This window comes from Kribbella sp. NBC_01505, assembly GCF_045040285.1.
Taxonomy (GTDB): domain Bacteria; phylum Actinomycetota; class Actinomycetes; order Propionibacteriales; family Kribbellaceae; genus Kribbella.
In genome coordinates, this window is record NZ_CP109425.1 from 121,533 (window position 1) to 136,239 (window position 14,707).

Consider the following 14,707-nt stretch of genomic DNA (forward strand, 5'->3'; position numbering starts at 1 on the left):
GTGAAAGGGCAGTATCAACAATGAAGAGAATGGCCATGAAGTCAACCCCCCGCCGGCTGGTGGCCGGCGGCGCCTTGATCGCGGCGATGTCGCTGGTCCTGGTTGCCTGCGGATCGAGCAAGGACTCCGGCACCGGAGGCGACAGCAAGCAGCAGAGCTCCCCCGCTGCCGTGGACGAGGCGCTCAAGAAGGGCGGCACGATCACCTACTGGAGCTGGACCCCGTCCGCCGAGGCACAGGTCGCCGCGTTCCAGAAGGCGTATCCGAACGTCAAGGTGAACTTCGTCAACGCCGGGACCGGCAACGACCAGTACACCAAGCTGCAGAACGCGATCAAGGCCGGTTCGGGTGCTCCCGATGTCGCGCAGGTCGAGTACCAGGCGCTACCGCAGTTCGCACTCCCCGGCTCGCTCGTCGATCTGCGGCAGTACGGTTTCGATCAGTTCCAGTCGGCGTACACGCCGTCGACCTGGGCCGCGGTGCACGCCGGGGAAGGGCTGTTCGGACTGCCGCAGGATTCGGGACCGATGGCGTTGTTCTACAACAAGGAGGTCTTCGACAAGTACGGGCTGACCGTGCCGAAGACCTGGGACGAGTACGTCGCGGCGGCGAAGAAGCTGCACCAGGCCGACCCGAAGAAGTTCATCACCAACGACAGTGGTGACGCCGGGTTCACGACCAGCATGATCTGGCAGGCCGGCGGCAAGCCGTTCAGCACCAGCGGCAAGAGCGTGACGATCAACCTGGCCGACGACGGCGCCAAGAAGTGGACCGGCGAATGGAACCAGCTCGTCCAGGGTGGACTCGTGTCCAGCATCCCCGGCTGGTCCGACGCGTGGTTCAAGGCGCTCGGTGACGGCACCATCGCCACCCTGCCCACCGGCGCCTGGATGCCCGGTGTGCTGGAGTCGTCGGTGAAGGCCGGTGCCGGCAAGTGGCGGGTCGCCCCGATGCCGACGTACGACGGAGAGCCGGTGACGGCCGAGAACGGCGGCAGCACGCAGGCCGTGCTCAAGCAGAGCCAGAACCCGGCGCTCGCGGCGGCGTTCGTCCGGTGGCTGAACAATGGTGACGGTGTGAAGACCTTCCTGACCAGCGGCGGCTTCCCCGCGACAACGGCCGATCTCAAGGCGCCCGAGTTCGTGGGCAAGAAGAGTGCCTACTTCGGCGGTCAGGAGATCAACCAGGTGCTCACCGGCGCCGCGAGTACCGTGGCACCCGGCTGGAGCTACCTGCCGTACCAGCTGTACGCCAACAGCATCTTCGGTGACACCGTCGGCAAGTCGTACCAGTCCAAGTCCGGTCTCGACGACGGGCTGAAATCCTGGCAGGACGCGTTAGTGGCCTATGGCAATCAGCAGGGCTTCACTGTCAACGGCTGACAGCTCTACACCTACAAGAGGGAGATATGCCAGACTTCGCGATCGGTGAGTCCGAGTTCCTGCTCGACGGCCGGCCCTTCCGGATCCTGTCCGGTGCGCTGCACTACTTCCGGATCCATCCGGACCACTGGGCCGACCGGATCGAGAAGGCGCGGCTGATGGGTCTCAACACCATCGAGACCTACGTGCCGTGGAACGCGCACTCACCCCGGCGCGGTGTGTTCGACACCAGCGGGATGCTCGACCTCGAGCTCTTCCTGCGCCGGGTGGCCGAAGCGGGTCTGCACGCGATCGTCCGGCCCGGCCCGTACATCTGCGCCGAGTGGGACAACGGCGGCCTCCCCGCCTGGCTTTTCCGGCAGCCAGGCGTGGGGGTTCGTCGGTACGAGCCGCAGTACCTCGCCGCCGTCGGCGAGTACCTCACCGAGGTACTGCGGATCGTGCAGCCGCTGCAGGTGGACCGGGGCGGACCGGTCCTGCTCCTGCAGGTGGAGAACGAGTACGGTGCCTTCGGCAACGACTCGACGTACCTGAAATGGCTCGTGGAGCTGTTTCGCGCCGAGGGCATCACGGTGCCACTGGTCACCGTCGACCAGCCGGAGGACGCGATGCTGACCGCCGGCGGGACCGACGGCGTACTGCGGACCGGTTCGTTCGGATCCCGGAGTGTCGAGCGCCTGGAGACACTGCGGGTCCACCAACCGACCGGTCCGCTGATGTGCATGGAGTTCTGGGACGGCTGGTTCGACCACTGGGGCGGACCGCACCACACCACCTCCGCGACGGACGCGGCCGCCGAGCTGGACGCGCTGCTGGCGACGGGTGCCTCGGTGAACATCTACATGGTCCACGGTGGGACCAACTTCGGGTTGACCAACGGCGCCAACGACAAGGGCGTCTACCAGCCGACGGTCACGTCGTACGACTACGACGCGCCCCTCGACGAGGCCGGACAGCCGACGGCGAAGTTCCACGCGTTCCGCTCAGTCATTGCTCGGTATGCTCCCGTTCCGCCGCTCCCGGACTTCGATCGGCCCCCTGCTGCGTCGGAGTTCACAGCGACGCTCGGCGAACCGATCCGGCTGCTGGAGCGGCCGGACAGCTGGGGTACCTGGCGCGCGCACGACGGGCTGCCGAGCCTGGATGACCTCGAAGCGCAGTTCGCGTTGTACCGCACCCAGCTCGACCTCGATGGTCCTGTCGTCCTCCAACTCGGCGAGGTCCGCGACCGCGCGCACGTCTTCCTCGACGGCGATCCGATCGGCGTGCTGAGCCGCGAGGACCACGACCGCGCGATCACCCTCCCCCGCGGCCGCGGCGTTCTCGAACTGGTCGTCGAAGACCAGGGCCGCGTCAACTACGGTCCACGCATCGGCGAGCCGAAGGGTCTGATCGGACCACTCCAGGTCGGGGCGACCACACCTTCCAGCTGGCAGACGCTGGCGATCGACCTCGACGCCGTACCGGATCTGTGGAAGGTAGCCCTGCCGTCCGCGGCCGGCGTCGGCCCCACTGCCTACCGAACCGCTTTCACCGTGGAAGAAGCCACCGATCTGTTCCTCCGAACAGATGCCTGGGGCAAGGGGTTCGCCTGGGTCAACGGCTTCTGCCTCGGCCGCTACTGGCGCCGCGGTCCCCAACACACCGTCTACATCCCCGGCCCCGTCCTCCGCCCCGGCACCAACGAACTCGTCATCCTCGAACTCGACACCCCCACCGACCTCACCGCCCGATTCACCCCCACCCCAGACCTCGGCCCCGTCGAACTCTGACCGTCGACCGCCAACACGATCACCTACACCGCACCCACCGGCTGGCAAATCACCGGCTTCACCAGCTGCTGCGGTGACGGGCTGGACAAGCTAGGCGTCATCTACCAACCCACCGCCCGATCCGCGAGCCAGGCATGAACTCCGTCAGCCACACACGAGGTGGCCAGTCGCCACGCCACCCGACCAAAGCAGGTTGCCGAGCGATCCGACGGATCAGCGCTCGGCTGCCGCGATATCAGCCTCCCGGTCAGCTGGGCTGGTGGGCTGGCTGGCGGCTGGCGGCTGGCGGCGCCGTGGCCGGCAGCCCGGGATCGAACGACGCGCGATGATCATGCACTGGGATCACGCGGTTAGCGGCCAACCGACGCTAAGTTTTCCAGCCCGCCGTACGTGCCGCAGTGGTTACTACCTCCGGGCGCTGGCGGTGCTCGGCTAGCCCGACGCCGCGGCCCTTTCCCCGGCACCATGCACCATGCACCACGCGGCCACCTCCGAGGCCGTGGCTGCTGATGCCGCCCCACGCCACCACGTGAACCTGCCCGGGGACTGTGGCGGGAGCTCCACGCCCAGTTCGGGATCGTGTGGCGCGTGGCTGATCCGGCGCTGTGGTTGGTGATCCACGAGCGCCGGGCTGCCGTTTCGAGGTGGGTTGTGGCGGTCGGGGCCGCGAGCCACCAGCCGGTCGGGGTCTACGGTCCTGCTGCTGGGGTGTCGTCCGTACCCCAGGGATCGGTGTAGCCCGGTGCCAGTGCGATGAGCCGTTCACGGAAGGCTTCGCGGGCTGCGACGAGCGCGGCGTTGGGCAGGGCGCTGGCGGCCGGTAGCCGGGCTGGCTGCTCGTACATCGGGTCGCTCCCGGCATCGCCCCAGCTGAACCGAGCCCCGCTGACCTCGTCCACGTCGACACGAGCCCTACTATCGCTGGCAGTGTCGGCACCGCCCTCGTCACCACGAGCCCTGCTGGCGCTGGCCCTGCTGGCACTGCCCTCGTCGGCACGAGCCTCGCTGGCACTGGCCGAACCGGCCGAACCGGTACCAGCGTCGTCGGCGTGAGCTCTGCTGACGTCGTCCACGCGGGCACCGGCCCCGCCTGCACTGGTCGCGCTGGCAGTAGCCGCGCTGGCCCCACCGGCGTGGCCGCTGGTACTAGCGGTCGCGTCGGTGTTGCGGACAGGGGTCACCCACGCAGCCATAGCAGCAAGCGCGACCGGGTCCGGTGGAGGCGGATCGGCCCAGCTCGGCCTGGTGACGTGGACGACACCGCCGCTGATGGTGATGGTCCATTGGTTCTTATGAACCGCCCGGTGATGGGCAGAACACACCAAGGCAAGATTCTGCAGGCTGGTCGGTCCGCCGTCGACCCAATGGATCACGTGGTGGGCATGACACATCCACGGCGGTGCCTTACACACCACACAGCCCTTATCGCGTTTGTTCAACGCCCGCCGGATGTAGCGGTTCACGAACCGTTGCTCGGTGCCGACATCCAGCGGCTGCGAATCCCCGCCGAGCACGATCGGCAAGATCGCCGCATCGCAGGCGAGCAGGCGGACGGCGCCGGCGGACAGGTTGCCGCCGAACACCAGTTCACCCATCCCACCCGATCCACCCGTGGCACCGGTCGCATCGGTCGCACCGTTCGCACCGTTCGCACCGTTCGCGCCGGTCGCACCGGCCGCACCGGCCGCACCGCTCGCGCCGGCCGCGCTGTTGAAGGCGTCGGGGACGTTGGAGAGGGCGTTTTTGAGGTCGTTGAAGTCGATCGTGACGGTCAGGTGCGGTACGCCGGGGTAGTCGGGGTTGCCTGCCGCAGCATCCGAGATCCCCATCAACGCATCAGCTTGGCGCTGTTCCAGGGTCCGCGGGTCACGTTCACCGTCAATGGTCTTGTGGGGCTTGGCAAGAGTGTGGATCTGGGTCTTGACTTGTTCCCCGGCGGCGCCGGGCAGGAACCCGGTGATCTTCACCCCGCCCTCAACATCCCGCAGCCGCAGTGACCGTTGCTTGTGGGCTTCGTCTTCGGCGGGTTCTGGCCCGTCGGTGTCGAGGCGGGCGAGGACGTCGCGGCCGAACTTGGCGAGCTCACGGATGTTGGTGTGCTCGGCGGCCCGGATCATTTCCCGTTCGGCGACGTCCAGAACCTCAACCGGCACCGTCGCCGGCGCCTTCTCCAACGTGGACACGATGACCTTGGCCGAGTCCGGCGCCAGAACCGCCGACCCCGACGACTCCGCCGACTCCGACTTCGATGGGTCGGCAGGTTCTGGCAGTGCGTCGGCTACGGCGGAGTATTTGGGGAGGTTCTTGGCGAAGGTGAGGTCTTTGCGGACGTCGGTGGGGACGAGGCGGTAGCGCTGGGCGAGGAGTTCGGTGGTGTCGCGGGCGCCGAGTTCTTGGGCGGTGCCGATTTCGTCGAGGCGGCCCATGACTTGCAGTTTCAGGGTTTCGACCAGGGCGGCGGTGGCCATCAGGGTGTCGAGAGTCGACAGCAGTTCACCGCCGCTCTGCATGTACACCGGTGGCATCGCCAAGATCTCCATACCCATAAGCATAGCCATGGCCACCGACAGTTTTCGAGCCCAGAACCCCTTATATGCAAAGGATGTGTGGGCTGTTTGGTGTGGGCTGGTGTCCACAAAACAGCCCACACCTGGCCGCAGCCCAATCAGGCGGCGCTGATCGTGTTGATCGGACACTTTTCGTCACCTGGCGCCGAAGAGTTTCCGGCCAGCCGCCCACATCACGCGCCCAAGCCGTAGCCCGTCAGCCTCAGGCAACGGGGAGCGCGGTCGCCGGGCTCCCCGTTCGGCTCAGCCATGCGCTCTGCTCGCTGTGCGTTTCCATTGGCTGGTCTTGGTGGTCGGGCGGGGTACAGACCGAAAGGACTCGGCCGGGGCCGTGGGTTTGTGGTTGCTCGCCGCGTCCGGCCGATCTGAAAGACAGCATCGCTGGTCGCCGCGGCGGCTGAGCCGGATGGCGAGGCCGCGACAGAGGCTCCGGCTACTTTCGGCTGACGGGCTTTGGTTGCGGTCCGGCAAGGCAGGCCGGTGACCAACTTCCCGTCGCCTGGGCTTCTGGGTTTGGTTGTGGTCCGGCAAATCAGGCCGGTGACCAACTTCGCGTCGCCTGGGCTTCGGGCTTCTGGGCTTTGGTTGCGGTTCGGGAGAGAGGGTCGGTGACCGCATTTCCGTTGCCTTAGGGTCGACGGGCTTTGGTTGCGGGCCGAGAAGGGGCCGGTGATTGGGTGTCCGTTGTTTGGGGTTGACGGTCTTTGGTTCCGGCTCACTCGGTGCACCGGTTAGTAGGTGAGCTGTCCCACCGGGCGGTACCGCTCGCGACGTTCGTTAGCCGGTCGATTTTCGTCACCGGGTCCCCAAAATCCACCGGATAGCGCGTCACCCCTCGGCCCGCATCGGCGCGGCCAGCCGAGACGACGCGTCATGGGGCCTGGTCAACCTCTCTCGCGGACCGCCACCACTGACCAACCTCCGCCGCGCCTACCTCACCACGCTCAACCGCCGCCCGAAAGCCTTCGCTGGAGTGAGTTGGTCAGTGGCACAGGTCCGCGCCCGCCATCCAGTTCAGCCACCGGCCTGGCTAGCCGCGGCTGTCTTTGTCAGCTGCTCTGGCGGTCGGGCGGGGTACAGACCGAAAGGACTCGGCCGGGGACGTGGGTTTGTAGTTGATCGCCGCGTCCGGCCGATCTGAAAGACAGCATGGTTGGGCGCCGCGGTGTCTGGGGTGGATGGCGAGGTGGGCGGCCAGAGATGAGCACTGCTTGGGGCTGGCGGGCTTGGGCTGCGGCCCCGATGGCAAGGTGGGCGGCCAGAAGTGAGCACTGCTCGGGGCTGGCGGGTTTGGGTTGCGGTCCGGAAAGGACGGCTGGTGACCGCGCTGTCCCGCAGCCCGCGTCATTTGACCGGATATCCCTTCAAACTGACCCTTCTCTGCTCAATATTTGAGGGGAGAACGAGCAACTTGGCCGGAGATCCGCTCAAATGTCCGCACCGCAACCGAAGCCCGGAAGCCCAAGCAACCCGAGCCTCGGTCACCGACCTCGCCAACTCCCCCAGCCAAAGACCACCCCAGCCACACTGCTTCAGTCAAACCGGCCGCAGCGGCGACCAGCCACGCCGTACGTCGTCGGCCGGATCCAAGCGGCCGGACGGGACGAGCACCTTCGGGACGGAGGGGCTACTGACCGACCCAAGACCCCAGCCACCGCCTACCCCCGCCGCCCAAATCCGAGCCGCCGGAACAACCGGCGAGGCGCCACAACCCATGGGCGTGAACAAGAACCGGTGGGCTTGAACAAGGTATGCCCTGTTCACAGCCCCCACGGGGTATGCGGACCCCCGGGATATGGCGGGATTGTCCACCCAGGAAGATCCGTCGCGGTGGTTGGCCGCCCTACCCGGGAAGGACGACTGGGGTGATGCTGGTCAGGGTTGGCTTGATCTTGGTGATCGTGCCGTCGGGGGCGAAGGCCAGGTGGTCGATGGTGGTTTCGCGGTGCTGGCCGTCGCCGGCGGGGATGCCGAAGCGGTGGTAGGCGACGTACCAGTCGTCGGTGCCGGGGATCTGGATGATCGAGTGGTGGCCGGTCGCGAGGATTCCCTGTGCTGGGTCCTTCTCGAGGATGACGCCGCGGTAGGTCCATGGCCCGTCCACGCTCGGCCCCGTCGCGTAGCCGACCCGGTAGTCGGGCGAACCGGTGTCGTCGATCGAGTAGGTCAGGTGATAGAGGCCCTGGCGATAGTTGACGAAGGCCCCTTCGCGGAAGCTGGTCAGACCGCTGATCGGCTTCAGCGTCGCCGCCTTGATGGTCAGCATGTCGTCGCTCAACTCGGCGTACACCGGTGAGCCGTTGCCCCAGAACAGGTAGTACTTCCCGGTCCGGGGATCACGGAAGGCGGCCGGGTCGATCGCCTGACCCGACGTGACTGCCTCGTTGTTGAGGATCATCGCCGTCGGCTGCGCGGTGAACGGGCCCTCCGGGCTGTCGGCCACCGCGACGCCGATCGTCTTGCGGTTGTACGTCGGGTTGTGCCCGGAGAAGTAGAAGTAGTACTTGCCACCGCGCTCGATGATCGTCGGCGACCACGCGTTCCCGCTCGCCCAAGGCACGTTGCCGTTCGCTCCGTCGAGGGTGAGGAACGGCTTCGCGGATCGCTGCCAGTCCCTCAGGTTCTTGGACTTCCAGACGTAGAAGTCCTTGCCTCCCCAGCCGGGGAATCCGTCGCTGGTCACGTAGAGGTAGTAGGTATCGCCGAAGACGGCGATGTTCGGATCAGCGTTGTAGCCCGGCAGCACCGGGGAGCGCATCTCGACGGTCTTGACCTTCCAGGCCCGCATGGTCCGGTCCTTCGCCTTCACGATGAACGTCTTGGGCGAAGTGAGATCGACCTGGCCGGTCGGCGCGATCTTCGAGGTGGAGACCAGGCCGAAGACCGGTGGAAGCTTGCTGACGTCCGTACCCGGGACGACTGGCAACGTGATGGTCGACGACGCGTCGTCGATGACCGCGGGCGCCTTGAGGCTCGCCAGCTCGACACCGAGGACTGCGTGCGGCTCCGCATCGGAATCGCGGACCTCGGCCGCCGACAGTGCCCGGTTGTAGATCCGGAAATCGCGCACCTTGCCCTTGAGGTACTTGTCGGAGGTGTACATCGACCGCCCGATGTAGTTGGCCGTCGTACGACCACCACCGATATCGCCCGGATCGATGGTGACACCGGTCTTCTGCCCGACCTGGACTCCATCCAGGTAGATCGTGGCAACACCTTGTGGAGTGAGCGTGTACGTGAGCGCCTTCCAGACCCCACGCGGTACGGCGCCGGACGCCGCCGCCGTCTGTTCGGTCGACCAGTTGCCGCTGGCAATCGACGTACGGTAGGCGTTGCCGGTGGTGAACAGATAGCCGTTGCCGATATCGCTCGCGGTGTTGCCGAGCCCCCAGATGAAGTACGGCGTCGCCTGCCCCGGGTCGATCCAGACCCGGGCCGAGACCGTGATCGCGCCGAGGCCGGCCATCAGGTTGTTCGGAAGTTTCACGTGCCCGTTCGTGCCGCCGAGGTTGAGTGCGCCGCCGGCCCAACTCGCGTCACCGGCCACGACGCCGTCGTACCCATGGCCTGTCACGTCGGTTGCCTTGGTGCCGCTGGTCTGGTTCAACGGGTAGTGCGCGACCAGTCCGTTCGCATCCGCCCTCACCGGGTCCGGCAGGACCAGGCCGTTGCGCAGCCGGTCGAGTTCGGCCTGGGTGACCGGTAGCACCGTGCCGTGGCGTGGGCTGGCCGGCAGCGAGTACTTCGGCGGAACCTTCCAGTCCGGCGCCTCGAGACTGTTCGTGCCGAGCGGGATGTAGCCGCGGCCGCCGTACTCGTCGACGAACAGGTTGTACTTGGAGCCGGAAGTGTCACCCGGATTGGACTTGAAGACCGTCGGCCCTTCGACCGCCGACGTCCCCGCGTCCCTGCCGATACACGAGTCCTGCATCGCCCACGCGGGCTTGCCGGGAAGGTCGACCGCGGTCAGCGACGTGGACTTCTCCTGGATGATGTCCGAGCAACCGGTGCCACCACCGCCTTCGTCCTTGGTGAAGCGGTAGTAGGCGCCGTTCTCCTTGATCACCGTCGAGTCGATGCGGGACTCACCCCGGTCCTGCCAGATCGCCGGCGCGCTGAAGGTCCGGAAGTCGCGAGTCGTTGCATAGAGCATCCGGTTGTACGTCGAACCGGTGTGCCCAGGGTCGTTCGCGGCGTACAGCTTGGATGCCCAGAACACGACGTACGACTGCAGCGAGTCGTCCCAGTAGGCCTCAGGAGCCCAGGTGTTACCGGCCGTCTCCGGCGACACCAGGACATGCCGCTGCTCCGACCAGGTGACGAGATCGGTGGACTCCCAGACCTCCAGATAGCGGCTGCCGTGGCGCTGCGCCGCATCCCAGTCGCCGTTGCGGCCGATCGAGAGGTCGGTGGCGATCAGGAAGAACCGGTCGCCACCAGGAGACCGGATCAGGAACGGATCGCGCAGACCGAGCGTGCCCTTGGTGGACTCGATCGCCGGCCGGCCGTTGTTGAGCTCGTCCCACTTGAGCGCGGTGTTCCCACGGCTGGCCGCGAAGTAGATCTTCTCCCCCGCGACCGAGTTGCCGGTGAAGTAGCTGAACACATAGCCGACGTACGGCGCCGCCGTCGAACTGCCGCGGACCTCGTCGGCGCGGGCGACCGGCAGGAAGAGTTGCCCACAAAGGAGAGCGACGACTGCGAGGAGGGCGGGGCGGATGCGGATCTTCACGGAACACCTCACCAGGATGTTAGCGTTAACAGTCCTGGTACTGTGGCCGAGCGGACGCAGTCCGTCAAGGCCTCACCTGCACCGCCGGCGCGGTGAAGCTACCTGGGCCCGGTGCTCTCCCGGACGATCAACTCGGCCGGTACGACGTCGCGGGCCGCCGGCTCGCGGCCGTCGATCTGCTCGGCCAGCTGGCGGAACGTCCGGCGGCCGACCTCGATGAAGTCCTGCCGGACCGTGGTCAGGGGCGGACTGAAGTAGGCCGCCTCCGGGATGTCGTCGAAGCCGACGACATGCACGTCCTTCGGCACCGCGATCCCCGCTTCGGTGAAGGCGCGAAGCAGGCCGAGCGCCATCTGGTCGTTGGCCACGAACACCGCAGTCAGGTCCTTCTCGCGGGCCAGCGCCTGACCAGCGGCGTACCCGGAGCGCGAGCTCCAGTCACCGCGGATGATGCGCGGCGCCCGAGCGCGGTGCCGCTTCAGGGTCTGCCGCCAGGCCGCTTCACGATCCTGGGCCTCGAGCCAGTCGACCGGCCCGGCCACGTGCCAGACGGTCTTGTGACCGAGGGCGAGCAGGTGCTCGACCGCCCGGCGCGCGCCGTCGGCCTGATCGACGGCGATCATCGGGACCGGCGCTGCCTGACCGCCGCCCACTGCGACCAGCGGGATGTCGCGAGGCGCGCTCTCGAGTGACTTGCTTGCGGCCGCATGCGGCGCGATCACCACGATGCCCTCGACCGCCAGCCGGCGCAGCGTCTCGATCGCCTCCGCGATATCCGAACTGTTCGGCGTACCGACACTGGTGATCGTGACCGAGTAGCCCGCCTCCCGCGCCGCGTGCTCGATGCCGTACAGCGTGCTGGCCGGGCCGTACAGGGTCGAGTCGAGCGTGACCACGCCCAGGATGCCGGACTTGCCGGTGACCAGAGCGCGAGCCGCCGAATTGGGCCGGTAGCTGAGCTTCTCCACCGCCGCGAGCACCTTGGCCCGGGTCGCCGCACTCACCGGGCCGGTCTTGTTGACCACCCGGGAGACCGTCATGTGCGACACGCCCGCGAGGTCCGCGACATCGGTCAAGCTCGCTTGCCTACCGCTGGTCAATCCGAACCCCCTGATCACTGCAAACGTGTGCCAGAGGCCAGTGTTCGCGGTAACAAGGCCGTGGTCAAGGACCGTTAGGCCGTCCTGAACTCGAGTCTCTGGGTGGCGGGTGCGCGGCCGGTCAGGTAGACGCGCAATCCGTCGGGCACGAGCGTTCCGTTGAGCATGCGATATCGCTCGCCAGGATCCATCGCGACGCGAGCCACTCCGGAGCCCGGGCCGAACTCGATCCGATCGTTGCCCACCGCATACACGCCCGTACCGGACTCCAGTTGGTAGTTGCCGGAGCCATCGATCGCGACGGCACCCGACAGCACGCCACCCGGCCGGAAGCAGAGCTCGATCGCGTACGGCGTCTCAGATCCGGCCAGCTCGAACGTCAGGTCGAACCCGTTCCCCACCTCGGCCACCGTGATCGCGGTCCGCAACGTCCGGTAGTCCCTGGCGCGTTGACCGAAGTCCATCGACGCATAGAACCGGCCGTCAGGCGTCAACGCATACCGGCCGTCCTCGGTACGGCGCTCCGCCGGCAGCGGCTGGTAGTACGGCACCGCGACCTCGGAACCGAGCTCCACAACAGCCGGCGACCACCGGCGCAGGTACTCGCTGTGGAAATGCCCGGTGCCGAAGAACTGCGGTGCGAGCCGGACCGAGTCGAGGATCGCATCGCCCGCCCGCATCTTGAAGAACGTCGGGTTGACCGAGAGGCCGGAGGCGATCACCGGAAGGTTGTGGAAGTCGGTCCCACCGAAGATGGTGGCCGTCCGACTCCCCCGCCGGATCCGCACCGACGCCTGTGACGGGAACTCACGGACAAAGTCGGTCGGCGGGTCGGCCGGCGGCGGCAGCGGCTCTGCCAGCTCAGGACGTTCGAGCACTTCAGCCAAGAAGTCTCCGAGCTCACCGGCCCCACGACGCTCGATGCTCTGCGCAACAGCGGCGAACCTGCCGTCGTCGTCCAGCAGCGCGAGCTCGCGATACTGGAGGAGATACTCCCAGACATCGCGGATCCCGAACTGGTCCTGCCGTCGGGACGCGACCGCGTCCACCTCGCCGTTCGGCTCCAGCAAATGCAGCGTCGCTGCCAGATTGCGCCGGACGAACTCGATCAGCTCGGGCCGATCCTGCCGCCACGCGATCGTCAGCAGCGAGGGATTCGTCACCGCGGCCGCGTAGATCGCACTCCGCTCGCTGTAGATCCCGTCCGGCCCCGCATCGATCCCCTCCGCCAGCCACTCGTCGATCCGATCGACGTAGCGCTGATCAGGGAGGATGTGGTTGATCCGGGCCAGCGCCGCCGACACCTCCCACCGATGGTTCGGGGTGTGCACACCACCGGTGGCCAGCGCCGGGCCGGCCTTCGCCAGGATCTGGTGGATCGCCGACCGGATCGGCATGGTCGCCGCGTGATCGTCTCGGTCGAGCAGCTCCCAGACCACACACAGGTCCTGGATCAGGAAGGCCGTATCGGGCGGCGAGTGCAGGTTCCCGATGTCGTAGGTCCCGTCCGCGTGCTGCCGCGCCACCAGGTCCCCGGTCAGGAGCCGCATCCACTCCCGCACGACTTCATCGTGGCGATCCGGCGACCGCTCCCCCACGTAGCCGGCCACCAGGCGTCGCAGCTCCCGCGCCAGCCGCCGGGGATCGACCTCACGATCCGGCCCAGTACGCCGTACCCGAGCGATCCGGGCCGCTCCGGCGGCCGTCAGCAACCCGAGGAATTCTTGGTCCACCGCACTGTCCTCCCGCTCCAGGGACTTATGTCAGGACTTAAATGTATATCGATACACCATTTCCTCTTGACGCGGTAAGCGCTTGCCTCCTAGCGTCCGACCGTCGCCTACCCGGGCTGCACGGACCACAAGGAGAAAACGATGAGCGGTTCCCTTCGGCGGTGGCGATGGCTGGCGGTAGGCGTGGCGACCGCGATGGCGCTGACCGCCTGTGGCTCCGGCGGCGACTCCGGTTCAGGCGGGGCGAAGAAGATCACCTTCTGGCTGTCGACGGCCGCCCAGATCCAGGGCTACACCGATCTGGCCAAGGAGTTCCAGGCCAAGGAAGGCATCACCGTCGAGGTCGTGAACCAGCCGTACGACGGTTACCAGGACAAGCTGCGGCAGTCCGCCCAGGCCAACTCGCTGCCGGACGTCGCCAGCGTGCCGTCGCTCGACACCCTGTGGCTCAACCAGCTCCAGGATCTGAGCGCGACCGCGAACAACGAGACGAACAAGATCCGCAAGGACCTGGTCACCGAGCAGGACGGCAAGGTTCTCGCCATCCCGTCCGACCTCACCGCGGCCGGACTGTTCGTGAACAAGACCCTGTTCACCAAGGCGGGCGTCGCCGTACCGGCGGATCCGGCGAAGGCCTGGACCTGGGACGAGTTCCTCGCGGCGGCCTCCAAGGTCCGGACCGCGACCGGCGCCAAGTACGACCTGGTCTACGACAACTCGGCGGCGCGCATCCGGGCGTTCATCTACAACAACGGCGGCAAGGGCTTCCAGCTCGGTGCCGACGGCAAGTACCAGACCCCCGACGCCGCGACCATCGACGCGCTCACGAAGTTCAAGGCGATGAACGACAACAAGGTGATGCCGAAGTCGGTCTGGACGTCCGGCGCCGACCCGAACGCGCTGTTCAAGAGCGGCCAGGTCGTCGCGTACTTCTCCGGCGTCTGGCAGGTGCCCGACTTCGCCGAGGGCATCACCGGCTTCGAATGGGCCAGCGCGCCGACGCCGGGACCGGTGCACGCGACCGACATCAACCTCGGCGGCAAGGTCGTTGCCTTCAACAACAAGGACACCGCGGCCGCCGCGAAGAAGTGGGTCGACTTCCTGTTCCAGCGGGACAACTACACCAAGCTGGCGCAGTCCAACGGCTACCTGCCGGTCGAGTCCGGGCTGACGCTCAAGTACCCGTTCAAGTCCCAGGCCGCGCTGGACGGTTTCGCGCTCTACACCAAGGAGATCGAGCTCGCCGACCCGATCTCGGCCTCGGGCCAGGCCGCCGGCACCAAGCTGCTCCTGGAGGGCAAGGCCGCCGCGGACGACCCGACCAAGGCCGAGCTCGCGAAGTTCATCAACGGCGAGCAGGACGTCCAGAAGACGGTCGGCAACATCGTCACCGGCCTCAACTCGCAGCTGGGCTGAGGCCG

At 67.1% G+C, this 14,707-nt stretch carries 7 protein-coding genes; 3 read left to right on the forward strand and 4 right to left on the reverse strand.

Annotated elements, in window-relative coordinates:
- Positions 1-35: 35 nt before the first annotated feature.
- Both OG474_RS00470 and OG474_RS00475 read left to right on the forward strand, forming a co-directional pair.
- Positions 36-1,382, forward strand: a complete 1,347-nt coding sequence (locus OG474_RS00470; RefSeq protein WP_405060138.1) for an ABC transporter substrate-binding protein — start codon at positions 36-38, stop codon at positions 1,380-1,382.
- Between the two features lie 26 nt (positions 1,383-1,408).
- Complete coding sequence (locus OG474_RS00475; protein WP_405060139.1) at positions 1,409-3,154, forward strand: glycoside hydrolase family 35 protein; 1,746 nt, start codon at positions 1,409-1,411, stop codon at positions 3,152-3,154.
- Positions 3,155-3,843: 689 nt separating this feature from the next.
- On the opposite strand, the gene OG474_RS00480 is transcribed toward OG474_RS00475, so the two are convergent.
- The 4 genes from OG474_RS00480 to OG474_RS00495 form a co-directional block, all read right to left on the reverse strand.
- Positions 3,844-5,694 (reverse strand): DUF222 domain-containing protein, encoded by a 1,851-nt coding sequence (locus tag OG474_RS00480; RefSeq protein ID WP_405060140.1) that lies wholly within the window; start codon positions 5,692-5,694, stop codon positions 3,844-3,846.
- A 1,870-nt stretch (positions 5,695-7,564) separates the two neighbouring features.
- Complete coding sequence (locus OG474_RS00485) at positions 7,565-10,453, reverse strand: family 43 glycosylhydrolase (protein WP_405060141.1); 2,889 nt, start codon at positions 10,451-10,453, stop codon at positions 7,565-7,567.
- Positions 10,454-10,551: 98 nt separating this feature from the next.
- Positions 10,552-11,529: a LacI family DNA-binding transcriptional regulator gene (locus tag OG474_RS00490; protein ID WP_405060142.1), complete on the reverse strand. Its 978-nt coding sequence runs from the start codon at positions 11,527-11,529 to the stop codon at positions 10,552-10,554.
- Positions 11,530-11,627: 98 nt separating this feature from the next.
- Positions 11,628-13,286: a hypothetical protein gene (locus OG474_RS00495; RefSeq protein ID WP_405060143.1), complete on the reverse strand. Its 1,659-nt coding sequence runs from the start codon at positions 13,284-13,286 to the stop codon at positions 11,628-11,630.
- 141 nt (positions 13,287-13,427) lie between these two features.
- Between OG474_RS00495 and OG474_RS00500 the strand changes: the two genes are divergently transcribed.
- Positions 13,428-14,702: an ABC transporter substrate-binding protein gene (locus OG474_RS00500; RefSeq protein WP_405060144.1), complete on the forward strand. Its 1,275-nt coding sequence runs from the start codon at positions 13,428-13,430 to the stop codon at positions 14,700-14,702.
- The last annotated feature ends 5 nt before the right edge of the window (positions 14,703-14,707 follow it).

What these genes read in the sequence shown, in the direction of transcription:
- OG474_RS00500 (WP_405060144.1), top strand. Translation starts at nt 13,428, where the DNA reads ATGAGCGGTTCCCTTCGGCGGTGGCGATGGCTGGCGGTAGGCGTGGCG.
- OG474_RS00475 (WP_405060139.1), top strand. Translation starts at nt 1,409, where the DNA reads ATGCCAGACTTCGCGATCGGTGAGTCCGAGTTCCTGCTCGACGGCCGG.
- OG474_RS00480 (WP_405060140.1), bottom strand. Translation starts at nt 5,694, where the DNA reads ATGGAGATCTTGGCGATGCCACCGGTGTACATGCAGAGCGGCGGTGAA.
- OG474_RS00470 (WP_405060138.1), top strand. Translation starts at nt 36, where the DNA reads ATGAAGTCAACCCCCCGCCGGCTGGTGGCCGGCGGCGCCTTGATCGCG.